Below are 23961 nucleotides of genomic sequence, written 5' to 3'. Positions count from 1 at the left end.
GCGCTGAATTCAACCTGCGCTCGCACTGCCCCACACGTTGAAACCAGCAAATCGCGGAGTACTTGGAAGATACATACTTTCCTGGTCAGCGCTCTGAAACCCACCCTCAGAAAGCAAAGCAGGAATGTCTCTATTGAGATGGCAGCCGCCAGCAATAAGGCCCCAAAACCCGTTCAAACGGTTCTGCCAACGACGTACCGGCTCGTCTGGGGCGCGTCCGTGTTCCGCAAAGTGCATCACACCCCCGGGTCGCAGCACCCGAGCCATCCCCTGGAGGGCGGCTACAGGATCAGGAATAGTGCACAAGCTATAGGTCATGACAATCGTATCGACGCTATCATCGTCCAGTGGAATTTCTTCTCCGGGCAGACCTATAAACTCAATAGGAAAGCCGATGTTCTCAGCACGGGATTTCGCCAGCTCCCAGGAGGCCTCCGAAGGGTCTAAACCAATGAGCCGATCGACCTTTGAACTATCGTAGTAAGGAAGGTTCAAGCCGGTTCCAATGCCTATCTCTAGCACCGTCCCCGAGGCTCGGGGTACCACCTTCTCCCGTTGCTTCATTATGGGCTTGCTCCCGCAAGCACAGTTGATGAAGTGAGGCAGCACATGCCGATCATAAAGGCCCATATTTTTACTTCCCGCGGTTGCCCATCTCTTTGAAGCCATATTATAAGCAGCATGCGACGACAGATGCGTGCTACGCCAAATGATGCAATGAAACTAAATCGAGTCTCGACAGCGGCGCACGCTTGTAGCAGGATTCGTCCTCAGCTCAGCAGGCTCAGGCCCACTATGAATCTTCACATCATCACTACCGGCGGCACCATCGACAAAATCTACTTTGATGCCAAAAGTGATTACCAAGTCGGGGATCCCGTAATCGGCGAACTGCTTGAAAGTATGGGGGCCCAGTTTCCCTATACCGTCGAGTCCGCTATGCGAAAAGACAGCCTCGAACTTACAGACGAAGATCGCGCACAGATTTACGACCTAGCAGAACGTTGCTCTGCGCAGCAGGTGTTGATCACACACGGGACCGACGGCATGGTTCGCACAGGTCTGGAGCTGAAAAGCATCACTGGAAAGACCATCGTGTTAACCGGCGCGCTGCAGCCCGCCGCATTTAAAGGATCTGATGCCATATTCAATATCGGCTGTGCGATTGGCGCTCTTCAGGCAGCATCGCCGGGAGTCTATATTGCGATGAACGGTCAGCTCTTCGAAATCGATAAGGTCCGAAAAAACGTCGAAGCCAATCGATTCGAAGCTGTTTAGGGCGATCTTTCTAGGTAAATACCCTTCGTAACGGCCCTTAACAGGCCGCATCTGCGAAGAGCATGCTCAAAAGGCTACAAAGCGAAGGTATTAACCCCTGCGCTGTGCGCGACCGTGCCCTTGTGTCCAACGCAATTTTCCGTCGTTAAGGTCCTAAGCAGCTCTTTATCTTCGCTGACTGCAGCACAGCGCCGTCCATCCTCCAACTTACCTAGAGCGATCGCGCGCTGAGGGTTATCTTTCGCGTAGCTCACGGTGTGCGCTTCGATGACAAAGCTGCCCTCACCCACGTCAGCAAGTTCGACCAAAGGCAAAGCATCCACGGCTTCCTGAAGCTCCCCATCATTACCAGGCTTCCAGGGGCTGATTCCTGGTTCTCGGGCGTAGACACCGACAGCGTGTTTGGTCAAGTACCCGCCGTTCGCCCAAACGAGGCCCGCGCCCTCTGGCGTTACCCGCAGCCTGTCTACCATCTCCGCAATACCATGGAGACTGTAGTTATTCCCTGGCCCGCCGAACAGACTCAAGCCTCCCGTAAGAGTCACGCCTCGAGGATCATCAACACCTAGGCCCAGAGCATCACATCCCGCCTGCACCGCTGAGGGAAAGCAGCTATACAGTTCGAGATGCGTGAGCTCTTCAACACGCAAGCCACTTTGCTCCATCGCTGCATTGCATGCGGCTACTAGCGCCGGGGACTCACTCAAACTTGGCCGCTGACTTAAAAACCAGCTGTCATGAGCGCCTGCGGCTCCCCTTAGATAAACCCAGCGATCCGGATCAATACCAAGCTCTTTCGCCTTACCGACGGTTGTTAGAACAACCGCAGCTGCTTGATCAACGGCGAGCACGGCGTTCATGACTTTGGTATAGGGATAGCTGATCATCCGATTACCGCCCGCCGTGGACAGAACTTCTGCTGCTGTCAGAGGTTTGCTCTTCCAGGCATAGGGATTCTGCGCTGCAACCTGACTCATAGCTGAGAGCAAACTCCCCAACAGCTGTTGATGCTCTTCGGCACTCAGTCCTTTGGCATGTGCCTGAGCTGACTCAAACAGAGGATAGGCATTAATCGGTTCATAGAGTCCGTGAGCCTGCTCGGTAGCGGCGGTCATGACTGGGGTTTCTCCCACTTGAATCGCCGTATCCTCCTGCCCCGTGGCCCAATCAGGGAAAGGCTGTCCGGCTCGCACGGCGCCAAGGAATGTCGCCAAAAGCTCTACACCGCATAGAAGCACTACGCTACCCTCTTTGCGCGTTAGCCTTGCCGCAAACTCGTTAACGAGTTGTTGAGGCAAGTTGCCACCTACGTCCGACGTGTACTGCCTAGCGTTGATACCAAGCCGCTCGGCAAGGGCTGCACCGGGGTTTGTGGGCATAGCATCAACGAAGCCCGGTACCTGATTCATGAGGAACGGGACGTGCACAATAGTGTCTATGGCACCCAAAACCTGTTCAGAGCCCGTGTCGGAAACAGCTTTAGCTGCCACCGCTTGCAGAGCATCAACGGGGGTGCGCTTTGAGTCTTGCTCGCGCCAAACCTCCTGACCAACTCCGATGATGATAGGTTGCAAATCGTCATTCATAGCACTGTTTCCAATTTTCTGAGCGCGGTTTTATAACACAGCAAAGCTCGAAACACAGTGTGGAAGTAAATACAGGGACAACCGTAGAATTCGTCCATGTCACACAGCCTTTTTTACAATTCGATGAACATGCTTTTCCTTAAGGTCAGCCAAAACATTTTTGCCGTGGGCGCCGCTCTCAGCTGTTGTTTGTTTAGTCCGGTCACGTCGGCTTGGGGCGCTATGGGTCATGAAATTGCTGGATCCCTCGCGGCCTCCTACCTCAGCGAAAACGCTGAAAGCCAGATCAAGGCGCTTCTGGGCGACGAGTCTCTGGCCTCCGCCGCAACCTGGGCAGACCGCATGCGCAGTCATCCTTCGGAGTTCTGGCAGACAGAAGCTGGCCCTTATCACTACGCAACGGTACCTCAAGGTAAGCGCTACGAGGATGTGGGCGCACCGCCACAGGGAGATGCCTTCACCGCGCTCAGAAAATTCGGCAGTGACTTACGAAACCCTGAACTCTCTTTGGAAAGAAGACAGTTGGCGCTCCGTTTCGCGATTCACATCGTTCAGGATCTACAGCAACCCTTTCACGTAGGTAATGGCCGTGATCGGGGAGGCAACCAAATCTCCGTACTTATAAATGGAGACAGATCCAACCTCCACCGGGTTTGGGACAGACAGATTTTTGAAGCAAGGCAACGCGATCGAGAGGAATGGAAAAATTATTTTCGAGGCAGTGGATTGCTACGGCCCGTCAACGAGATAGACGCCGCCCCCTTGGTGTGGATTGCTGAGAGTGCAGCGTTGCGTGAATCGCTATACCCGCCCCCGGCGATCATCGACGCTGCATACATCGCGCGGGAACTCCCAAGGGCCGAAGAAAGACTGGCCCTCGCAGGCATCCGCACGGCGGCATGGCTTAACAATATCTTTGACGGGCGCACTCATGGACTACCGGCTTCAGAGCCTACGGAGCCCGAGAATTCCACGCCGCTCTCTCCACTGAACCCTGTTCAACCAGCGCAAAAAAGCTGGTGGCGCCGCTTTCTCGATGAGGCTTTTGGTTAGTTAGCGCTTAAGGGCGGATTAAACGCAAAAAAGCTCGCCTAGAAAATTAGTGATTGCCGTGCTCGATCGAGCGTCGGCAACAGCGCTGTATACCGTACCCATTTCAGGGTTGTTTGCTTGCGGGTTCGTAAACGCATGGAGGGTCCTACCGTAGGCATGGACCTGCCAATCGGCCTCGGCTTCACTGAGCTCTGTCGCCAAACCAACCATACTCTCGGGATCAGCCATGGGATCGTCGTACCCATGCAAGCATAAAACCTTAGCTGTGATCTTCACTCCATCAGTGTTTCCCGCGGGCATGAACAGGCCATGAATCGAGATCACACCCGCAACGTCCGTTCCAATTCTTGCGAGATCTAAAGCGCAGAGGCCGCCAAAGCAGTAACCCATAGACGCGCAGCGCGATGCATCAACCAGCTCGAGCCCCTGCATCATAGCAAAAGATGCCTGCATGCGGGCCTGCAGCTCTGCGCGATTCTCCACCAAAGGCGTCATCAATGCCGCGTTCTCTTCCGGCGATGAACCGAGGATTCCCTTCCCGTACATATCAATGGCTACGCCCACATAACCCTGACTCGCAAGCCACCGCGCTTTGTCTTCCTCGAAACCACTCCTACCGCCCCAGGCGTGCCCCACCATGACACCGGGCCGCGCCTCGCTGTCTTGGTCGTCCCAGGCAAGAAACGCCTGATGCGTGCTGCCGCCGATAACGTAATCGATATAGCTTTCCTGGATTGCCATGCGCGTTCATCTCCTAAAAGTGAATAAGCTCTGTTTGTGGGCCTTAGAGCGAGTCAACGGCGGTAACACGAAGCATCGGACGACCATCGTGTTTCATCAGGCCGTGTAACTCGATGCCGCTATCACCATGATAAAGGTCCAGTAAGTAATCCAATACGTCCTCACTGATACCCTGCCCTGGAACCAGAACCGGAATTCCCGGCGGATACGGCACAAGCTGATCAGCGCTCACTCGACCAATAAGTGCCCTATTGATGCCATGACTATCATCGCTAAGCGGCAAGTCTTCGCTGCCTCCAAAGTAAGCCTCTCGCGGACTGATATGCATGGTGCCTATGGCGGGTAAGACACTGGGTGGCGCGGAGCTTATCGCGTTGTCGGGCATTTCCCGCGCGAGGCTTCGAAGTGCGTTGATTAAGCGCAATACCTTACTTTGCGTGGTTCCAAGGGTAACCAGTACTGAAAGCGTGTTATGCGTAATCTTCTCAACCTGAATCGAATGTTTCTCGTAGAGCGCCCTCTGCAAGTCTCGCGCGCTGCACCCGGAACGACTCACATCAATGGTGAGCTTGGTGGGGTCAAGGCGAACAGAGTCATCAGCTAACTCGCGGGGCAGCATGTCTGCGAGACCCAAGACCCTGAACCGATCGCTATCAGCAATTCCCTCACAGAGTTCCGACGCGTAGCCGATACACCGATCCAAGCGAGAGAAACCTTCCATACTCATCTGCTTGCGCGCGACGTCCAAACTAGCTATGAGGCCATATTGAGGGCTTGTCGAGGTATGCATATTCAAGTGCTCTCGAAAGCGGCTTTCGTTGAATTCAGGATCCCCAACATGAATCATGCTGGCCTGAGAAAACGCCGAGAGCATCTTATGGGTACTTTGGGTGACGTAGTCAGCACCAGATTCCAGTGCACAGGGCCGCAACCTCGGATGAAAGTATCCGTGGGCATACCAGGCTTCGTCCACGAGAACCTTCATACCTGCTGAGTGGGCTCGGCTGATAATCGGCGCGAGATCATAGTAAAAGCCGTCGTAGCTACAAGACGTTAGTACCAACAATCGGGCATCGGGGTGCCTCTCAATCGCCGCATAGATATTGGCTTTACTAACAGGACCATAGAGTCCGAAAACTTCGTTGACACTCGCCGGGAGATAAACGGGATCGACACCGGACATGATCGCGGCATGGTGAACAGATTTGTGGCAGGCCTGATCGACCAGCATTTTTCCACCACTACCCAACACGTGCTGGACGATCACCTTATTCGCCATGGATGTGCCGTTAGTAACAAAAAAGGTATGTTTCGCACCAAAGGCATCTGCTGCAAGATCCTGTGCAGCATGGATCACGTGAGATGGCTCAAGAAGAGAATCCAGCTCCTGAACGGACACCGAAAGATCCGCATTAAAAACGTGCTCGCCCATCATCCTGTAGAAATCAGCGACCCAAGGACTCTCGCGCAGGCCATCACCGCTGGAATGGCCCGGCGTATGCCAGGCATCTCGGGCACCCTCTACATACTCCCTCAAGGTGTCCGCAAATGGCGTGCTGGCTCGCTTCGCTATCGCGCGACGTAGACGCCGGAGCAAAATCTCAGCGCGGGTATCATCTCGATCGACCAACTCACTGCCGTCATCGGCTGGCCTTTGCCCGTGAGATACCGCGACAAAGACATCAAGCTCACTGCGTGCTTGTCGCAGCTGAGCGACGACGCCGGCAACATCCAGCAGGCTGGCTCCATCGAGAACAACGCACTGTAAAGCACCGTCGGTGACCGCTCTTTCAAACACCTCGGACGGATCAGCTAAGCCAGAGATGTGCAGAGTGAAGCGACGAGGTTCCTCGGTATCAACTGATTCCAACTCGCACAGGCGGTTGCACAGCAGATCTCGCCACTCCTGATCGCCACTGACAATGAGTGCGTGACACGCAGGCAGCTTATGCTCAGCCACTCGCTCAGACCGCCTCGGTGGTGTCGGCGGCGTCAGAGTACGCCGTAGGATCGATACGTCGCATCTCCGCCTCAATCCACGTCTCCACCTGATTCATCAAAACCTCAGGATCACCACCTGCCGCGGGAATGGGTGTGCCCACAGACACATCAATTTTCCCCGGGATAAAAGAAAAAGACTTACGCGGCCAGCACTGCCCGGAACTCACGGCGATGGGAATCAACAGCGCCTCGGTCGCCACTCCCAAGCGACTGGCACCGCTTTTATACTTGCCCTGACCTCCGCGCTCACTTCGCGTGCCTTCGGGGAACATAATGATCCATCTACCGCGATCCATAAGCTCCACCCCAAACTGTGCAACTTTATTCCAGGCCTCGGAGCGCTTACTCCGATCAATGGGAACCATTTCCAAACGCGCCATACACCACCCGAAGATAGGAATCCGCAAGAGCTCTTTTTTAAATACGTAAGCAAGGTTGTGGGGCATCATGCTGGGGAAAAAGAACGTTTCCCAGGTAGATTGATGCTTAGAGACCAATATGACGCGGCGCATATCATCGGGACCTGGTAGGTTTTCGGCACCGTGTAGCTCATAGTCCACTCGCCCTACCCAGCGAGCCGCCACGACCACACCACGAAGCCAGGGCCTTGCGAACCATCGCCAAAGCGACCCCGAGGACAGGAAAAGAGAGCAAAATACCAAGCCTAATCCGCAAGGAATAATGCTTACGACCATCCAGGCAAACACTAGAGACGAACGTATCGCGTTCATGCGGCCTGCTCGACACTTGTGGGCACGACGCTATCCAGAAACTCCGCAATATTCGCAAAGGCCTCTTCAGCCTCCTCTAACTCAGGGGTAAACATTTGCCAAACATGAACCATATCGGGCCACGTCTGTAACACGACCGGAGACTCGGCCGCCTGCGCTTTGGCGACGTAACGTCGCGCGTCATCCAGCAGCATCTCGGTATCACTAGCCTGCACAAGTACGGGGGGCAAGTCAGCGAGCGAGCCTCGTAGCGGAGAAATCCGGGGATCTGTCGGCAGCATTCGAGAAGTAGCCCATGTGTACCAAAGGACGAAGATGTTGGGTACTTTTGCCAAAGCACCAAAGGCAGGGCCGAGCATCGGATCTGTGGCGATGTTGTCCCGCAAACTGGGAGCGTCCAGTACCGCATCGGTCGCCGGAGACAAAGCGATGCCGGCGTCGGCCTGACGCAAGCCTTGGTCCCTGACCCAAGCGAGCAATGACAGCGTTAGGTTTCCGCCAGCGGAATCCCCCGCCACCACCAGGGTCTCTGCCGCTGAACGGCCGTCGGGACCGTTCTCCAGAATCCAGCGGTACGCTCGTCTGCAGTCCTCAATACCCTCGATACGCTTGTGCTCAGGCATCAATCGGTAATCAAGCGCAAATACTGAAGCGCCGGTAAGACGGGCCAGTCGGTCTGTAATAGCGCGGTGACTGAGAGGGCTGCCTGCGATAAACGCTCCCCCGTGAAGATAAAGAATACGGCGCCCGCTGTCGTGATTTGGGCCAAGCACCCATTCGCCCCTCAGATCCGGAGTCGATAAGGACAGAAACTCGCTTTCGTAGGTGCCCTCAGCGCCCATTTTGTCCATAAAGCCGCGAATCGCATGAATACGCTGTCGGCCGCGTCCATGAGAGCCTTCTCCGAACTCGCTCAGGGAAGCGAGTACCGACCGCATAGCGTCGCTGGGCGCGCGATAACTATGCTGCGGCACAGGCTGGTCCAGATAGGATAGGTTCTCCCCACGCAGAACCAGATAGGAAAACATGACGAAGGCCACAATGGTGATAGCAAGCCAAAACATTAATCAAACTCCGAAAACGTGTTTATGCGACGATTATCCCAGATACCGGTAGTCATGAACCACCAAATCCGGCGCTATAATAAGAATCACAGTGAATCTCTTGCCTCTGGGCGGTGATTGCCGTGAACTCCGTGATCTGACAGGACCGATGTTCGTCAATAGGCGCAAATGACAGATAAGGATAAACACAGCAAACCGAAACTTGGCGTAAAGTCCAAAGCGGCTATTCGTCGTGAGCTTGAGCAGGCCACAAAAAAATTCCTGCAGGTGGGCGGAGAAGTCGATAACGTTCCTAGAGGGGCAACTGCCTGGGAACCCGGCACGCGGCCACCTCCGTCTCGTCCTTTGTTTACAGAACCACCCAGCGAGCGCACCCCGGTACCCGAAGTAGTAGCAACTATTGAAGCGCGGCGAGAGTCACTAAAGACCTCCCGTAAGCCAGCCAGCAAGTCAGGACGAAAGCGTTCTAGAAAGCAGCTAATCTACGATGATTTTGGCGAACCACTGCGCCACATCTGGGTAGATGAATAGCAGGGGAAAGTCTCGTTGCGCAGGCATATTGGGTGAACTAAGGCGGGTCAGAGTGCGTAAGCATTGCAACAAACCCCAGAGTTGACAGGCACCATGATTAGTCTCAAAGAAAGTATCCGCGTTGCACGCCCTGTTGAGGAATGCTTTGAATACACGGCGGACTTCCGCACTACCCCCGAGTGGGACGCTACGGCGTTTAAAGCCCGCAAAATCAGCGACGGTCCGGTGGGCATGGGTTCGCAATTTGTTGTGCGCTGCAAACTACCCCTAGGCTCCATTGAACTTCTTTACACTATCACCGAGTTTGAAGCACCCAACATGGTGACCCTTCAAGTGGAGAGCTGGCTCTTTTCCGCTGTAGATACAATCTATTTCACGGAAGAGAATGGCGAGACGCGTGTGGATTATCATGCGGACTTTAGCTACAAGATGCCCTTTGCTGCTCTCGAGGGCGCTCTCAAGACAGGCATGCTGCGTATGGGCAAGAGCGCGCTGCGAGGTCTAAAACGGGCGCTTGACGATAGTAACGCTCCTCCGAAAATCTCCTCTGGGAGCGCTCGCGCCGACCGCCTGCTTTGGCCGGGACTGGCGATGTTTAGTAAATGGGGTTACCGCCGCGGGCAAAAGCGTTGGAGCCCGATGAGCGCATCCCTCAAGGGTCAGACCATGGTCGTGACCGGAGCCAGCTCTGGCCTGGGTTTGGCTACCGCGCGCGAGCTTGCGGAACGAGGCGCTGAACTGATCCTCGTAATGCGCAATCCAAAGCGCGCCGAAGCTGTGGTCAGTGAACTTAAAGTAGAAACGGGCAACAGCGCCATACGTGCAGAGCTCGCGGATTTGTCGATCATGGCTGAGGTCGACGCGCTTGCCGATCGTCTTTTAAAGGCCGGCCAACCCATTGACGTATTGGTGAACAACGCCGGCGCCCTTTTCAATGACTGGGGTACGACATCTGAGGGACTGGAGCAAAGCTTCGCTCTGCTGCTTCTGAGCCCATGGCGTCTCACCCGCGCCCTACATCCCTTGTTAAAAGCCGCTGGACAGTCACGCGTCGTCAATGTGGTGTCCGGGGGCATGTATTCCCAAAAGCTTCGCGTTGATCGCCTCGAGGCGATACCAGAAAACTATGCTGGGGCAACCGCCTACGCACGATGCAAGCGCGGTCTCACCGTAGTCACGGAAGAGTGGGCAAAGAGCTGGGAGAAAGACGGCATCGTAGTGAATGCTATGCATCCAGGTTGGGCAGATACTCCCGGAGTCGAATCAGCGCTACCCGCTTTCCACACGCTCACCCGCTTGATTTTACGCACCCCCGAAGAAGGCGCAGACACCATTGTCTGGTTAGCGGCTGCGTCCGAGGCGTCCGCCGTTAGCGGCAAGCTATTCCTTGATCGCGAACCGCGCACGACACACTTGCTGTCAAAAACGAGAGAGGACGACCCCGAACGAGAGAAGCTTATGGCGTTTTTGGAAGGCTTCGAGCTGGAAACCAGCATCGCGGCCTAATCCGCAGACCGGACTCCCAACGCTGTCACCCAAAGGCGATCAGCGCGAGAGTCCCGTAGCCTACAAGTAAAGCAACCGCGATAAGCCCAGCGGTTTTCCAGTTCATCTAAGCGGCCGACTCTATTGTCGGGCGATCAATGAGCAAGGCGGCAAGGGCCGCTCGATGCCAGGACGCATCGCCCCACAGCAGCTGGCTGTGTTTCTGGCGTTTAAAATACAGGTGCACGTAACACTCCCAGGTAAAGCCAATACCACCGTGCATCTGCACCGTTCTCCCTGATGCGAAAGCCGCCGTATCGCTCGCAGAGGATTTGGCCATATGCGCCAACTCCCGCGCACGCTCAGGCTCGTGATCAATGGCGCAGGCAGCGTTATAAAGCAGTGACTTACTCTCATCGATTGCGATCATGACATTGACAAGATCATGCTTCACAGCCTGAAAGAACCCCAAAGATCGATCAAACTGCTTGCGCTGTTGCGCATAATCGACCGTCGTCTGAAGCAACCACTCCGAGGCTCCCACCATGTCAGCGCTGATCAGCATCCAAATAATCGGGAGCGCGGCTTCCCATGCGCCGGCTGCATCTGTATCGATTCGCTGCGCGGAGACAGCATCGAAGCTCACTCGCGCCTGATCCCGAGTCAGATCGATAATCGCATCGGACTTCACGCTCACACCTTCGGCGTCAAGCTTGACCCAAAAGAAAGCCGGTTTTTCCGCTTCCAGAGCGACGACCAGAAGGTGATCGCACTTACATGCATCCTGAACGAAACATGCCGTCCCATTCAGCTTGCCATCGACAAGCTGAACCGCACCCGGCGTCGCGTTCCCGGCCTCATCCATGACCGCTATCGTAGCGGCGGACCCCTCAGCAATTTCAGCCAGCGCCGGCTCTCCTGCCGGACCGCATTGGGTCAGCACAGCCGTAGTTTGCAAAGTCGCCATCAAGGGTGATGGAAAAGCAGCTAGACCGTTTTCCTCTAAAAGCCCTGCCACAGCAACCCAGGGCATGCCAACGCCCCCGGCACTTTCGGGCACAGCGAGGGATGTCCATCCCAGCGCTACCATCTCGTCCCAAAGCTCCTTGCGCCACTTCACTTCCGGTGCACGCTCGGGCACATAGGCATCTGCTACCAAAGCGTGCAATTGATCAACGGGAAGTTTCTCCGAAAAAAAGCGCCGAGCGCCATCTTTGAGCATCCCCGCTTCTTCTTCGAATCCATAATTCTTAGGTTGAGCCACAAAAATCTCCTTAGATAACCAGGCTGTCTACTTAGACTTGGCGAGTCCCAGAACTCGCTCTCCCAGAATGTTTCGCTGAATTTCACTGGTTCCCGCAGCAATGGTCATACCGTAGGAGTTCATGTACGCCAAGGGCCATTGGCCTCTTGCTGGCGCATTCTCGTCAGCCAGATACAGGCTTGCAGCCGGGCCCTCCACTTCCAGGGCCAGCGCCGCCGTATCTTGAGCAATTTCCGATGCAAGAAGCTTGTTCTGTAACGGCAAACGCATGGGGTGATCGATAAGTGCCGGAACTCGAGCACGGCGCTGATGTTCCTTTAACGCTTCCTCGCGTATCAACTGCCTGACCATGCGATCTCTCAACAAAGGGTCATTGGAAGCTTGCTGCGCACCTCTGGTTGTTTTACTGGCAAGATCCATGACACTTCTTGAACTGATAGACAGCGAGCTAGCACTTTTCAATCCGCCCGCTCGGGGCGTCACCAACTCGCCAGCACCGCGTTCATGAAGCAGAGTCGTCATCGCAACTTGCCAGCCTTTGCCCAGCTCGTCGAGACGGAAGCTGTCATCGACTTCCAGATTATCAAACAGCACTTCGTTGAAGCCCGTCTCTCCGGTCATCTTGATCAGCGGCCGCACCGTAACGCCCTTGCCAAGGGCTGAGGCGATGGGCACTACAAAATAGGACAGACCTTCATACTTGTGGCCTTTATCCGTTCGCAGCAGAATGATCATCCACTCAGCGAAGTGCGCCAAGCTCGTCCACACCTTGTGCCCATTGATCACCCATTTGTCGCCCTTACGCTCGGCAAAGGTCTGAACGTTGGCAAGGTCAGAACCGGCACCAGGCTCACTAAAGCCCTGACACCAGATATCCTCTCCGGAAAACAAACGAGGCAACAGCTGCTGTTTAAGTGCTTCGTTGGCGTGATAAAACACCGTCGGCGCAGCCATACCCAATCCAATGACATTGGGATAAAACGGCGTCTTTGCCGCCACTAACTCTTCATTGGCTACTCGCTGACAATCAGTACGCCCGGCTCCGCCAACTTCAACGGGATAATCGCAGCCCACAAGGCCCGCATCGTAGGCGGCTTTCTGCCAACGCTGGAGGTAGTCCATTTGTTCGGTTGTCATTATTTCCAGAGGGGACAGGGGTAGTCGCACTGAGGGATCGCCCGGGTGATTTTCCGCTATCCATGATCTGCAGTAGCGGCGAAACTCCGCCTGCTCATCAGTGTCTTTGCGTTCACTATCTGACATAGTTTTTTCCTTATTCAAACTCGTCTAACAGAACTCGTGATAGGTCTGTTTTTAGTTTCGGTAATTCAATGCTGGTGCTCGATCTCCGAGAAGCGCCTCGTATTCGAAGTCATCACCGCGGCGCTCTTGGAATTCAGCGATCGCAGCCTCGCGAAGCGCTTTGTCGGTATACAGCTTCACCGCGGCACTACTCAGAGCTCGGGCGGCGAGATCAGCACCCTTAAATCCCACAGAAGAACCCGCTGCAGCTACTGCCTGCCAACTATGGCCGGCGGTGCCGGGGACATAGGTGGCGGTACTCAGGCCAACCGTTGGCACGGCAATGGAGACGTCACCGACATCGGTCGATCCATATCCAAGAGACAAGCCATAAGGCTGAATCAACTTCTCAGAGCCGAGCTCCCGGGCAGGATCGTCAAAACTCTTGTAAACCTCTTTTGCGAAGCGTAATTCTTCTGCGTTGTAATCAATGCCGCCTATCTCACGCATGGTGGCATCCATCATTTTGTGCAGTGTTTCGTTGACCAACACGGGATGATTGCCATGAATGATCTCGACTTCGAGCTCCGTGCCGGTGCCTTCCGCTGCACCTCTGGCCGTTGCCTCGAGACGCTCCCAAAGCGAGCGAACAGTCTTGGCATGAGGATGACGCAGGTAATAGAACACCTCAGCGTAGTCAGGCACGACATTGGGTGCGTTGCCTCCCGAGGTGATTACATAGTGGATACGCGTTTGCTGAGGCACGTGTTCACGCATCATGTTCACCATGTAGTTCATGGCTTCTACGCCATCCAGTGCTGACCGACCGCGCTCCGGCGCCCCTGCCGCGTGAGCTGAAACTCCGCGGAAGCGGAATTTTGCAGATCGATTCGCAAGCGTCGTTTGAGCCGCCGCAGAGTTCCGATCGGAGGGATGCCAATGCAGTGCAAAATCCACATCATCAAACAGCCCTGCGCGAACCATATAGACTTTCCCGCTGCCGCCCTCTTCTGCAGGTGTGCCGTAAAAACGAATCGTTCCAGGCGTGCCCGTGCTATCCAGCCACTCCTTCACCGCGATCGCCGCCGCAGCGGAACCCGCGCCAAAGAGGTTGTGTCCACATGCGTGTCCGGCCGTCTTTTCTTCGAGAAGGCTGCGCGAGGGCACTGAATCCTGAGTAATTCCCGGCAGAGCATCGAACTCGCCAAGAATCGCCAGCACCGGGCCACCTTTGCCATAGCTCGCGACAAAAGCCGTAGGTATGTCCGCAACACCACTTTCTACCGAAAAACCTTCCGCCGCCAATTGCTCCTGCAAGAGCGCACTGCTGCGCGTTTCCTGATATCCAACCTCCGCAAACTCCCAGATGGATCTGGCCGTGCGGGCAGTTTGCTCGTAGTTATCATTAAGCCATTCAAGGTGCGCAGTTTCCTGAGCAGCCGTAACACAGCTCGCGGTGCCAAGCAGTGCGGCAAGGGCTAGTTTTCGCATTGATACTCTCCGTCTGGATTTATTCTGTTCAGTTCATAAAGAATTATAGGTTTGCTGAAGCTCACTCATAATGAGGGCAATGCCCGCGTCAATCGTTTGCTGATCCCCTGCATAAGAAATTCGCAAGCATTCACGACTGTGCGGCCAATCGTCCCCTGTAGCGATAAAAAAATCATTGCCCGGCAAGACAATGACGCCTCGTTTTTTGAGTCGCTCATAGAGTGTGAAGCTATCTATGGGTAATCCCTCGCACCAAAGCCATAAAAAGAACGCGCCCTCAGGCTTGTGGATCCAAACCGGGAGATCACCCCGGCCTGCTTCGATGGCGCGGATAGCCAAGTCACGTCGCTCACTATAATAGGGTTGTATGTCCTTTCGGCACAGCTGCATCAAAGAACCATCGTCGAGCATGCCGCGCAGCAGCTGAGGACCAAGAGTACCGCAGGCCAGACTCACTACGGTGTTGGCTCTTGAAAAGGCTTGGGCTATTTCAGGACGAGCAATAACAAGACCACTGCGCACTCCCGGCAGCCCGAGTTTGGATAAGCTGAGCATCAGTATGCTGTTGTCATTCCAAAACGCCGTAGCCGCCTCTTTAATCAGCCCGGGAAAAGGCTGACCATAAGCACCATCAAGGATCAGGGGAATATCGCGGGCCTTGGCCAATTGATCGAGCGCCGCTACTTCTGCGTCGGAGATAACATTTCCCGTGGGATTACTGGGCCGGGATACGCATAAGGCCGCCGTAGACTCCGATAGGCTTAAAGCCTCGGCATCCACATGGTATTTGAACTGTCCGTCGTCAAAGCGTTCGATGCGGGGTCGTGTCGCGGTAAAAAAGTGATGACTGAGCCCGATATCGCGATAGCCAACGTACTCTGGACACATAGGAAGATGTATTTGCCGCTCGCTGCCATCAGAGGCAGGACCGGCAAAGAGGTTGTACAGCACAAAAAATGCAGACTGACTGCCATTGGCTAAAGCAATGTTTTCGGCTCCGATAGACCAGCCATATTCGCGGCCGAGGAAACGCGCAAGCTCATCACGGAACACCCTGTCACCCTGGGGCTCCTGATAGAGCCCAAGCAATTGATGTCGCTGGCCACGGTCTTCGGCAATATCGACCAAGCGCGACGCAAAAGCAGCCTGCACAGACTCGATACGCCCGGGATTTCCTCCGCCCATAAAGAGCAAGGTCGGATCATCAGCTAAGGCGGCTCCAAGATCGTCCATGAGTCCACTGATACCGCTATCGCCCGCAAATTTTTCGCCGAAGCTGGAAAGTCGCATGTCTTCAGTTTACTCGGAGAAAGAACTAATAGTGCGGCGGTTTTTCGAGGACCGCTTCGCCCTCATTGTGATTATCGGTCTCACGAAGCGAGCGTAACTGCTCTCCTAGCAAAGCGACCTGGCGCTGCAACATCAGAATATCTTGCTGTTGCGTCGCGAGCGCATCGTTAAGCCGTTGAACACTATCGTTTTGAAACGCCAGCTCCGCTTGGAGCTGGGCTATCTCTGCACTGGCCTGATCATCATCCACGGGGTTTACCAAAGGGGAAAGCGCTGTACCCTACACTGCCCATCAACGCAGGAGCAACGTTCATGAGTCGAAGCGGAGCCGGCAAATCCCGCCCGGTGTACAGCACGGATAAGGGGCGCTTATGCCCGGACTGCGGTGTCGTGAAAGCGGACTGTCGTTGCCGACTCCTTAAAGCCGCAGCCTCCCAGGGCGACGGCATCGTTCGTCTTAAACGCGAAACCAAGGGACGCGGTGGTAAAGCAGTGACTCTGGTGACGGGACTTCCTGACGATTCGGCAGCTCTAAAGAAGCGCGCGAAGGTGCTCAAACAACGTTGCGGCGTAGGCGGCGCCATTAAAGATGGTGTGATCGAAATCCAGGGTGACCAGCGAGAATTGATCAAATCGCTCCTTGAAGCCGATGGATTAACGGTAAAGATCGCCGGTGGATAGCGCATATCGCGTAAATTGATCAATTTTTGATCAAAAAATCCGCATTCACCCCCGTTTTTGTCTAAATTCCGGCCGATCAAGGCCAAAATTCACCCTATTTAGCGTCGTATTACAAAAAATAGTTAAAATAAACGCGCTAAACCCCTAATTTATATTGGATATTTGAAATTGTTGTGTTAAAAATGATCCCAGAGCGAGGATTTATGTCGCTTAGGTACGGGTTACTCCAAGAGCTCAGCAGTTAACAGAGCGAAAACCGCGTTTAGACGCCGTTAAGAGAAACCGTGAATAGCATGCAAACCGGTGATGAGCTGCCAAAGAGCATCCACACCATGTTCCTGCGAGGAGCTTGCTATATGTACATTACTGCTGAACACCTGCGCGAGCAGGTTATAAAACCCACTCTGGAATACTTGGGCGAGTGGTCGACAGAGGCTGAACGTGAGCTGCTTGCAGCAGCACTTCGTAAAACCGAAGTCGGTCTATTCTCAAGGAGAGAGCCCGGACTGGGACTGTTTAACATCACCTCGAATCAGCATCGAGACTTGTGGGATCGGTATCTCGCTTTTCGTCCCGACATTGCCAGCCGCGTTCGTGGACTGGCGAGCCAAAGGGCGTTTTTGACTAACCCCGATAGCGAGCTGCAAACCAACCTGAGCTACTGCACGGCGATTGCCTGGCTGTTGTTTCAGCGCGCCAGCAAGCAAACCGATTGGCACGATGCCAGTATGCCAGTAGCCACCCAGCCAGCCGTTGCCGCGCACGCCTAAGCTTTTACTGACGGGTCAGCTTTGCTCGCGGCGCCAGCGCCGTAAATCATCGGGACTATCGACATCATAGAGTGTCGCTAGATAAGCATCCGCGAGTCCCAAGCGCTCGAAATTTGCCCGGGTAGTCTCTAGCACCTCATCGCCGCCCCACGATACGCCTGCAAACATATCCTCATGCACGCTTGTGCAACCGATAAGAACAAAGCCACCGTCCTCAGCCGGCCCCAACACTACGTCAGCACGTTCTAGAGACTGAAAGGCCGCTAGCAAATAGTCCCGAGACAAGACCGGACAATCACTGCCCACCAACACTACCGCTTCTGCGCGCCCCAAGCCCTCATGAAGCGAGGCATACATCCGCTCGCCTAAATCCCCCCCCCGTTGTAAGTAGGGACCCGCCATTCCCATACCGAGGGCCGAAGACAACGTTGAATGCTCCCCTGCCCGATCAAGCCACAGCTCCTGATCACCGAGTTCCGCCTGCACCAGCGTCCTTGCGGTGCGCAGCAGCAAGGATTCATGTACCGCGCAGGACTCCTCTGCGCTAAGCTGAGTCTGCAGACGGGTCTTAACCTTCCCAGGTTCAGGGTAACGAGCAAACTGCTGCAATAAGCGGCGCACCGTCATCTCACTCTGCTCCTGACGATAGCGCTGCGCCTTGTCCATAATAGTGTTGCCAGAGTCGCTGGGGCGACACGCCCAGAAAAAAGGCCAGACGCAAGGCCCACATACGCAGAATGGTGCGCCAAAGCCCCTGCTCGTCCCAACGCCGTCCGCTAGAGGCAACCTTCAAAGGAATAACTCCGCCGCTGCTGAGGCTGCGTAAGCGTTTGCAGATATCGACATCTTCCATGAGCGGTATGGCAGCAAAACCATTGAGACTCGCAAATACCTCTCGCTTTACGAATAGCAACTGGTCTCCGGTAGCAACGCGCGTTGCTGTGGACCGCTTATTCATGGACGCACTGACCATCGCTAAACCCGCTGAGCTTCCCTTCAGAGAAATCTGGCAAAAAAACCAGTGCATATCACGGTGAAGAAACGGTTCTAACTCACTTTGATCAAATAGCGGTTGAGTGTCCGCATGGAGAAACGCCAACCAGTCTCCAGTGGCGCAGGCCGCGCCCAAATTCATCTGCTGTGCACGGCCAGGGGAACTGAGCAAAACCGAATTCGCCATTGGCATTGCTTTAGCCACGCTATCGTCACCACTCCCTCCATCCACGACAATCAACTCTGCATCGGGGAATCCCTGCCGAAGCTCACCAAGCAGCGATGGCAAGCGATCGGCTTCATTGAGTACGGGGATCACAAAAGACAGCACTGAACGGACGTCAGTCAATTGACCGTAGGTTCGCGTTACCCATCAGCTGCGCTTTCTCACCGAGACGGTAATCAAATACGACGCTGTAAGCTAAAACGGCTTTGACATAATCCCGAGTCTCGCGATAGGGAATGGTCTCGATCCAAGCATCCAGCGGCAGCTCATCGCTCAGCCAGTTCTTTACGCGATTGGGGCCTGCGTTGTAAGCCGCTAGCGCCACAGCACGATTACCCTCAAAGCGCTCGAGAAGTTGGCTGTAATACGCGCTGCCCAAGGTGATGTTGTATTCAATGTTATCCAGAGCTTTGGTGCTCACGGGTACACCGACTTTACGAGCCACAGAGCGTCCGGTTGCCGGCATCAGTTGCATCAGTCCACGAGCTCCCACCGGCGAACGCGCAGTAGGCGAAAACGCGCTTTCACGCCGCGCTATCGCCATGAGCTCGCTCACAGGAAGCGACTGCGCCGCAGCTCGCTGATAAAAGTCGTCGACAAACGCCAGAGGAAAACGCAAGTCCAAGGCATCCCAATGACGGCCAGCATTGGCCGCATCGATACTCAGACGATGCCAGCCCTGTTCCTTGGCGATGTGAGCAAACGCCAGTTGCTGCCCATCATCGAGGCACTGCAAAGCGTAAGTCCATTCCGCCTCCGCAAGTCTGTTCTCGTCGAGGGCATTAAGTTCATGCACACGCCACAGAGCGTTCGAGGTCCACGGAGGTAACTCGCCGTCAGTCATCGGAGCTTTTGCGCTGGCTGAATCCTGGTAACTGTAGGGAAGACCAAGCTTATCGGCACTGAGAAATCCGTAGTAGCTTCGTTCCTTAGCCACAGTGGCAAAAAGGAGCTGGGCATCGGCCTCGCTTCCCCGGGCCTCGAGGGAGCGTGCGTACCAGTAACGCCAGGTTCCCTCTTCTTGCGCCTGGGCGCTGAGCGCAAAGAACAAATTGTCTATCGCTTGCCAGTCCTGCTCCGCTATTGCCCAACGCAAACGGAGCGTCGTCAGCTTGTCATCACGCCACTGGGACAACGATGCATCGACCCATGGCTTCACATCGTCATCGCGCTCTAACAGGCCTCGAAACGCGACAGCAGAGGTAACGCGTTTTCTCTGGGTGTCGCTTAAGGCGTCGCGACTCAGTGCCTCAAACTGGCGCAGCGCTCTAGCAGGCTTATAACGGGAGTACCGCTCGAGCCCCAGCGTCAATACATCGCCAGCCCAGGGTGAAGGGAGACTTTTCGCAAGATCGACGCTGCGTTGCGGCTGACTATAGCTGCCACGCAACGCCGCCAATGCGGGCTGAATTTCGGGGCTGCCCAAAGAAGCCACATACCGCAACAGCCCCCCTTCTCTCGCTGCATAAGCGAGGGTCGCGCGACGCCACACCAAATCATCATTCAGGCGATCCGCTTCTAGCCAAAGCTTGAACAAAGGGTCGCAGGCGTCATCAACGGAACTCGCCGAAACCCATAGCCTGCTTGCTAGCTCCCAGGCCTTCTCTTCGGCAACGCGAGCACGGATGGCGCGAGCGTAATAGCAACGGAGATTCTCACTGCGCGGCTCCTTTTCGGCCGCATCCAGATAGTCGCCCCAGCGACGGCGCTTCCCGGTAGCGCCTAGATAGCTGCCGAGATATCGCACTCCTAGAGGGCTTTGGCTCTGCGCATCAACAAACTGTTTAGCCTTGGTCCCTGAAGTTACGGTGAGTCGACGCATTAAGCGTTCGTAATCCAGGTAGGGAGCCAAGGGATAATCGTCAAGCGCCTTGCGCTCACGATCGAACGCCGACCAGTTTCCCGCTTCGATCATCTCTTGGGCTTTAAGAAAGCGTTCTCGATCCGCAGCAGAAGACGAACCATCGGAAGTCGTGTCAAAAACCGCGTGGGCGAGCGGTACCGTAAGCACGCTTATCAACGCGGCCAGGCATAACATCGGTAAAACTGCCAGAGAGGTAATTTTAGAGGCTGATAGCGGTAAACTTGGCTGCAGAAGAGACAGACATCGGTGAACGACCTTGAATAGTCCGGAAACGCTTCCTCGGCACATTGCGTACCCATCAGCGGGACGACTCTCGCATTTGGAACACGCGCAATTGGAAAACACGCTGTTAGAAAAAAACTGGCGGCTGCTACGCGTGACGATGGTAATCATGCTCCTCCTGGTTAGCGTTTGCCTGAGTGAATCTGCAGCGGCGCAACGCAAGACCGATACTATCACTCTCTACAACGGTGACCGAGTAACCGGTGAAATAAAATCATTGTTAGGCGGTCGTCTCAGCTTCAAAACCGATGCCATGGGAACCCTGGACATCGAATGGAAGGAAATCGCCAGTATTGAATCAAACTACAACTATGAGTTGCGCCTGGACAATGGCCAGCGGTTTTACGGGAGCGTCAAACCAGGATCGATTTCGGGCACGGTCACTCTCGAAGATGTGTTTGGAAAAAAGAGCTTTGGCTGGCAGGAAATTGTGGAAATCCGCCCGGTTGAGGACACATTAATTGATCGCATTGATATCTACATTGCAGCGAACTATGCATTTACCAAGGCTAGCGGCGTCACCCAAACTGAGTTTCGCGCAGACTTCTCCTACGAAGATGAGAAAACCCTAAACTCACTGACAAGTCGGATAACCGTGTCCGATACGGACGACGACTCCACCTCAAGCTCACGCGTCAGTCTGTCGCGCAAGGCATGGGTAGATAGGTCTGTTAACTATCGCCTGGTGTTTGGTGGCTACGAAACCAACGATGAACTGGGCTTGGACTACCGCCTGTCTCTCGGTGCAGGCGTCGGGCGCTACTTTATCGAGACCCCGCGCAGCGAGCTTATAGGCAGTATGTCTCTCCAGGCGCTGGAGGAAAGGAGCATCGGGGGAGACAGTCTGGAGAGTCTCGAGGGCGTGCTCACCTTTGGTTATTCGCGATGGCGTTACGATACCCCGGAGCTAAAACTCAAGTTAGATGCATCGGTGTACCCGTCCGTGACAGAGAAGGGTCGCGTTCGAGCCGACACCGCGGCAACGGTGCGCTGGGAGATGGTTGAAGATTTGTTTTGGGACTTCAGCGCCTGGGGCAGCTTCGATAACTCCACCGTGGAAATAAACGCGGCAGGCGAATTCGACTGGGGGGTTACCACAGGCGTGGGCTGGAGTTTTTAGCTAGCGTATACGTCCACCCACGGAAATGCTGGTATGCATACGCGGCGCGCCCCAACCGCGATAGCCTCCGTAGTAGCCGCCGTAGCCACCATACCCGGAGGACACGCCTACACTTCCATAAACCTGCGGATCATCGCAGCCCGTCAGGGACAACACACTAGCCGCGAGTACCATGAGTCCAAAACGACGGAGTACTCGGCTTTTGCATGAACTGGAGTTCTTCACTTTTTGCATTCTATAAATCCTCAATCAGAGACTGCTCATCTCCCCAAGTTTGCAGCGCAATAGGGGCGCCCGAGGGTCCCGCGATGACTGCCACGTAACCGCCTGAGGGCCGGGAGACCGCGGGTACCAGCACTTCCCCGCCGAGATCGTCTACCTCAGACAAAAGCACCTCCAGTCGCTCAAAGCTCTTCACCCTGAGATAAGGCATCCAGAGTGACGGCATCTCAGGTTCAGGTAGGCTTCTGATGCCCGCGCGAGTCAACTCCTCGCTACGGAGCACTCTGAAATCAATCGCAGAGCCATCCGGTGATGTTCCTTCAAGGGCTTCAGCATCAAGATCACCCAGCGCGGAGTAGAGACTGGTCGCATCGTCTACGTCACTGGTCCAGAGCTCGTGCCACAAAAACGCGCCCTCGGCAGGCAGCGATGATTCGTCCACAGGATCACCATCTACTGTCGTCAACGTTGCAAAGTACGCGCCTTGAGCATCAGCAAAGACGGCGATCGTACCTCGATCGCCGATGGACACGGGTTCGCGCAAAACACGTCCTCCCGCTTTGCTCACTACAGAAACGGCTTCTTCGGCATTTGGTACTGCCATCACAGACATCCACTGGGAGATGTCGCGTTTAGCCGCTACGCCGGATTGGTCCACCATGCCCGCGATAGGCTTGCCATCGAGACTAATGATCCAGTAGCTGGCACCCAGCAACTCCAAAGAGCGAAATTCCCACCCAAACAGCGCGCTGTAAAAAGTCTCTGTGCCCTCAGGATCATCGGAAATTAAGTCATGCCAGATGAATTTACCCGCACGACGATCTCCATCAACATCGGCGGAGACAGGGGGAAGGTTGTATTGAACAGAGGAGCAAGCCGCGAGCACTAGGCCCAAGCTAAAAATAAACAGTCGATGCACAAAAACATTCTCTAAAAAAAAGTGGTCACATTATAGCTCGGACCGCTGCTTAATAGCGGCAGGCTTGCGCTTTATGTACCCTTAGCCCCTCAAGTATTTTCAGTAAGAGCGCACCCATGCATCTAGCCCGCTTCCCTCGCCTGCACTTCGCACATTTACCTACCCCCCTCGAGCCCCTTAAAAATCTGTCTCGCAGCCTTGGCGGACCTAACATATGGATTAAGCGCGACGACTGCACGGGGCTTGCAGGCGGCGGCAACAAGACCCGCAAACTCGAATTCCTCATGGCCGATGCCGAGCAACAGGGTGCTGATACGGTCATAACGCAGGGTGCGACACAGTCGAATCACGCGCGCCAAACCGCGGCTATCGCGGCCAAGATGGGAATGCACTGCGAAATTATTCTGGAAAACCGGACTGGCAGTACTATTGATGACTACAACTACAACGGGAACGTTTTTCTAGACGAGCTATTCGAAGCATCCATAAGCCGTGTAGACGGCGGGACAGATATGAACGCGGCGATGGAAACTCTTGCCGACAAACTGAGAAGCGACGGTAAAAAGCCTTACATCATTCCCGGAGGCGGCTCTAATCCCATTGGCGCGCTGGGCTACGTTCATTGCGCTATGGAGCTGCTTTATCAGGCCGATTCCACGGGTTTACGTATGGACCTCGTAACCCATGGAACCGGCAGTGCTGGTACACAGGCGGGCCTGGTTGCGGGCTTTGCCGGCAGTAATAGTCAAGTCCCCGTGTTGGGAATCGGTGTCCGAGCACCCAAACCACTGCAAGAAGAGAACGTGTTTAATCTCGCCAATAGTACCGCGGAGCTTTTGGGCATCACCGGAGCGGTTCAGCGAGAGCACGTTCAAGCAAACTGCGATTATGTTGGCGAAGGCTATGGGATACCCACCCCGGGAACGATCGAAGCCATAGAAATATTCGCAAGAACAGAAAGCATACTTTTGGATCCGGTTTACTCAGGTAAGGGAGCCGCTGGGCTTATCGATCTCATTCGCCAAGGGCATTTTGAGAAGGACCAGAACATCGTTTTCATCCATACAGGCGGCAGCCAGGCCCTCTTCGCCTATCGCGACGCTTTCAATTACCAACCCGCCTAAGAC

At 54.9% G+C, this 23961-nt stretch carries 24 protein-coding genes; 8 read left to right on the top strand and 16 right to left on the bottom strand.

The window, feature by feature from the left end; translation table 11 throughout:
• Positions 1-9: 9 nt before the first annotated feature.
• A complete protein-coding gene (locus R0137_RS10480) occupies positions 10-564 on the bottom strand; it encodes a class I SAM-dependent methyltransferase (protein WP_407326374.1) in 555 nt (184 codons plus the stop codon).
• Between the two features lie 231 nt (positions 565-795).
• On the opposite strand from R0137_RS10480, the gene R0137_RS10475 reads away from it, so the two are divergent.
• A complete protein-coding gene (locus R0137_RS10475) occupies positions 796-1278 on the top strand; it encodes an asparaginase domain-containing protein (RefSeq protein WP_407326373.1) in 483 nt (160 codons plus the stop codon).
• Between the two features lie 74 nt (positions 1279-1352).
• On the opposite strand, the gene R0137_RS10470 is transcribed toward R0137_RS10475, so the two are convergent.
• On the bottom strand, positions 1353-2864 hold the full coding sequence (locus R0137_RS10470; RefSeq protein ID WP_407326372.1) for an acetyl-CoA acetyltransferase: 1512 nt from the start codon (positions 2862-2864) through the stop codon (positions 1353-1355).
• Between the two features lie 96 nt (positions 2865-2960).
• Between R0137_RS10470 and R0137_RS10465 the strand changes: the two genes are divergently transcribed.
• The gene (locus tag R0137_RS10465; RefSeq protein WP_407326371.1) at positions 2961-3917 is read left to right on the top strand and encodes a S1/P1 nuclease; all 957 of its coding nucleotides are present in this window, start codon (positions 2961-2963) and stop codon (positions 3915-3917) included.
• A gap of 18 nt (positions 3918-3935) precedes the next feature.
• On the opposite strand, the gene R0137_RS10460 is transcribed toward R0137_RS10465, so the two are convergent.
• Genes R0137_RS10460 through R0137_RS10445 form a run of 4 tightly spaced genes read right to left on the bottom strand, consistent with a single transcriptional unit; the run spans position 3936 to position 8454 of the window.
• Positions 3936-4658, bottom strand: coding sequence for a dienelactone hydrolase family protein (locus R0137_RS10460; RefSeq protein ID WP_407326370.1), 723 nt, complete (start codon positions 4656-4658; stop codon positions 3936-3938).
• Positions 4659-4701: 43 nt separating this feature from the next.
• Positions 4702-6618 carry an aminotransferase class I/II-fold pyridoxal phosphate-dependent enzyme gene (locus R0137_RS10455; protein ID WP_407326369.1) on the bottom strand — a complete coding sequence of 639 codons (1917 nt, stop codon included), beginning with the start codon at positions 6616-6618 and terminating at the stop codon, positions 4702-4704.
• Positions 6619-6622: 4 nt separating this feature from the next.
• On the bottom strand, positions 6623-7390 hold the full coding sequence (locus tag R0137_RS10450) for a lysophospholipid acyltransferase family protein (protein ID WP_407326368.1): 768 nt from the start codon (positions 7388-7390) through the stop codon (positions 6623-6625).
• The gene (locus tag R0137_RS10445; RefSeq protein ID WP_407326367.1) at positions 7387-8454 is read right to left on the bottom strand and encodes an alpha/beta hydrolase; all 1068 of its coding nucleotides are present in this window, start codon (positions 8452-8454) and stop codon (positions 7387-7389) included. Before R0137_RS10445 ends, R0137_RS10450 begins: the two co-directional genes overlap by 4 nt.
• 168 nt (positions 8455-8622) lie before the next feature.
• On the opposite strand from R0137_RS10445, the gene R0137_RS10440 reads away from it, so the two are divergent.
• Positions 8623-8985, top strand: coding sequence for a hypothetical protein (locus tag R0137_RS10440; protein ID WP_407326366.1), 363 nt, complete (start codon positions 8623-8625; stop codon positions 8983-8985).
• Between the two features lie 93 nt (positions 8986-9078).
• Complete coding sequence (locus R0137_RS10435; protein ID WP_407326365.1) at positions 9079-10491, top strand: SDR family NAD(P)-dependent oxidoreductase; 1413 nt, start codon at positions 9079-9081, stop codon at positions 10489-10491.
• A 106-nt stretch (positions 10492-10597) separates the two neighbouring features.
• Here R0137_RS10435 and R0137_RS10430 read toward each other — a convergent pair whose 3' ends face one another.
• The 5 genes from R0137_RS10430 to R0137_RS10410 are packed head-to-tail and all read right to left on the bottom strand — an operon-like array spanning position 10598 to position 16007.
• Entirely contained in the window at positions 10598-11734 is a 1137-nt protein-coding gene (locus R0137_RS10430; protein WP_407326364.1) for an acyl-CoA dehydrogenase family protein, read from the bottom strand.
• Positions 11735-11761: 27 nt separating this feature from the next.
• Positions 11762-12997, bottom strand: a complete 1236-nt coding sequence (locus R0137_RS10425; RefSeq protein WP_407326363.1) for an acyl-CoA dehydrogenase family protein — start codon at positions 12995-12997, stop codon at positions 11762-11764.
• A 51-nt stretch (positions 12998-13048) separates the two neighbouring features.
• Entirely contained in the window at positions 13049-14467 is a 1419-nt protein-coding gene (locus R0137_RS10420) for an amidohydrolase (protein WP_407326362.1), read from the bottom strand.
• Positions 14468-14500: 33 nt separating this feature from the next.
• Positions 14501-15757 carry a valine--pyruvate transaminase gene (locus R0137_RS10415; RefSeq protein ID WP_407326361.1) on the bottom strand — a complete coding sequence of 419 codons (1257 nt, stop codon included), beginning with the start codon at positions 15755-15757 and terminating at the stop codon, positions 14501-14503.
• Between the two features lie 25 nt (positions 15758-15782).
• Positions 15783-16007: a SlyX family protein gene (locus tag R0137_RS10410; protein ID WP_407326360.1), complete on the bottom strand. Its 225-nt coding sequence runs from the start codon at positions 16005-16007 to the stop codon at positions 15783-15785.
• 62 nt (positions 16008-16069) lie between these two features.
• On the opposite strand from R0137_RS10410, the gene R0137_RS10405 reads away from it, so the two are divergent.
• Complete coding sequence (locus tag R0137_RS10405; RefSeq protein ID WP_407326359.1) at positions 16070-16438, top strand: stress response translation initiation inhibitor YciH; 369 nt, start codon at positions 16070-16072, stop codon at positions 16436-16438.
• A gap of 293 nt (positions 16439-16731) precedes the next feature.
• Entirely contained in the window at positions 16732-17208 is a 477-nt protein-coding gene (locus tag R0137_RS10400) for a hypothetical protein (protein WP_407330005.1), read from the top strand.
• Positions 17209-17223: 15 nt separating this feature from the next.
• Here R0137_RS10400 and R0137_RS10395 read toward each other — a convergent pair whose 3' ends face one another.
• From R0137_RS10395 to R0137_RS10385, 3 genes are read right to left on the bottom strand one after another with little or no spacing between them, the layout of a single operon-like run.
• Positions 17224-17874: a TIGR04282 family arsenosugar biosynthesis glycosyltransferase gene (locus R0137_RS10395; protein ID WP_407326358.1), complete on the bottom strand. Its 651-nt coding sequence runs from the start codon at positions 17872-17874 to the stop codon at positions 17224-17226.
• Positions 17837-18550, bottom strand: coding sequence for a TIGR04283 family arsenosugar biosynthesis glycosyltransferase (locus R0137_RS10390; RefSeq protein ID WP_407326357.1), 714 nt, complete (start codon positions 18548-18550; stop codon positions 17837-17839). The genes R0137_RS10395 and R0137_RS10390 overlap by 38 nt, the downstream gene beginning before the upstream one ends.
• Entirely contained in the window at positions 18543-20465 is a 1923-nt protein-coding gene (locus R0137_RS10385; RefSeq protein WP_407326356.1) for a transglycosylase SLT domain-containing protein, read from the bottom strand. Before R0137_RS10385 ends, R0137_RS10390 begins: the two co-directional genes overlap by 8 nt.
• A gap of 82 nt (positions 20466-20547) precedes the next feature.
• On the opposite strand from R0137_RS10385, the gene R0137_RS10380 reads away from it, so the two are divergent.
• Entirely contained in the window at positions 20548-21693 is a 1146-nt protein-coding gene (locus tag R0137_RS10380) for a DUF481 domain-containing protein (RefSeq protein WP_407326355.1), read from the top strand.
• On the opposite strand, the gene R0137_RS10375 is transcribed toward R0137_RS10380, so the two are convergent.
• Together R0137_RS10375 and R0137_RS10370 are read right to left on the bottom strand one after the other, a co-directional pair.
• Complete coding sequence (locus tag R0137_RS10375; protein ID WP_407326354.1) at positions 21694-21927, bottom strand: hypothetical protein; 234 nt, start codon at positions 21925-21927, stop codon at positions 21694-21696.
• Between the two features lies 1 nt (position 21928).
• Positions 21929-22834, bottom strand: a complete 906-nt coding sequence (locus R0137_RS10370) for a VOC family protein (protein WP_407326353.1) — start codon at positions 22832-22834, stop codon at positions 21929-21931.
• 116 nt (positions 22835-22950) lie between these two features.
• Here R0137_RS10370 and R0137_RS10365 point away from each other — a divergent pair, with 116 nt between their 5' ends.
• Positions 22951-23958, top strand: coding sequence for a D-cysteine desulfhydrase (locus R0137_RS10365; protein WP_407326352.1), 1008 nt, complete (start codon positions 22951-22953; stop codon positions 23956-23958).
• The last annotated feature ends 3 nt before the right edge of the window (positions 23959-23961 follow it).

This window comes from Congregibacter brevis (assembly GCF_045689245.1).
In the GTDB taxonomy this organism is placed as follows: domain Bacteria; phylum Pseudomonadota; class Gammaproteobacteria; order Pseudomonadales; family Halieaceae; genus Congregibacter; species Congregibacter brevis.
This window is presented reverse-complemented; position numbering and strand designations above follow the sequence as displayed.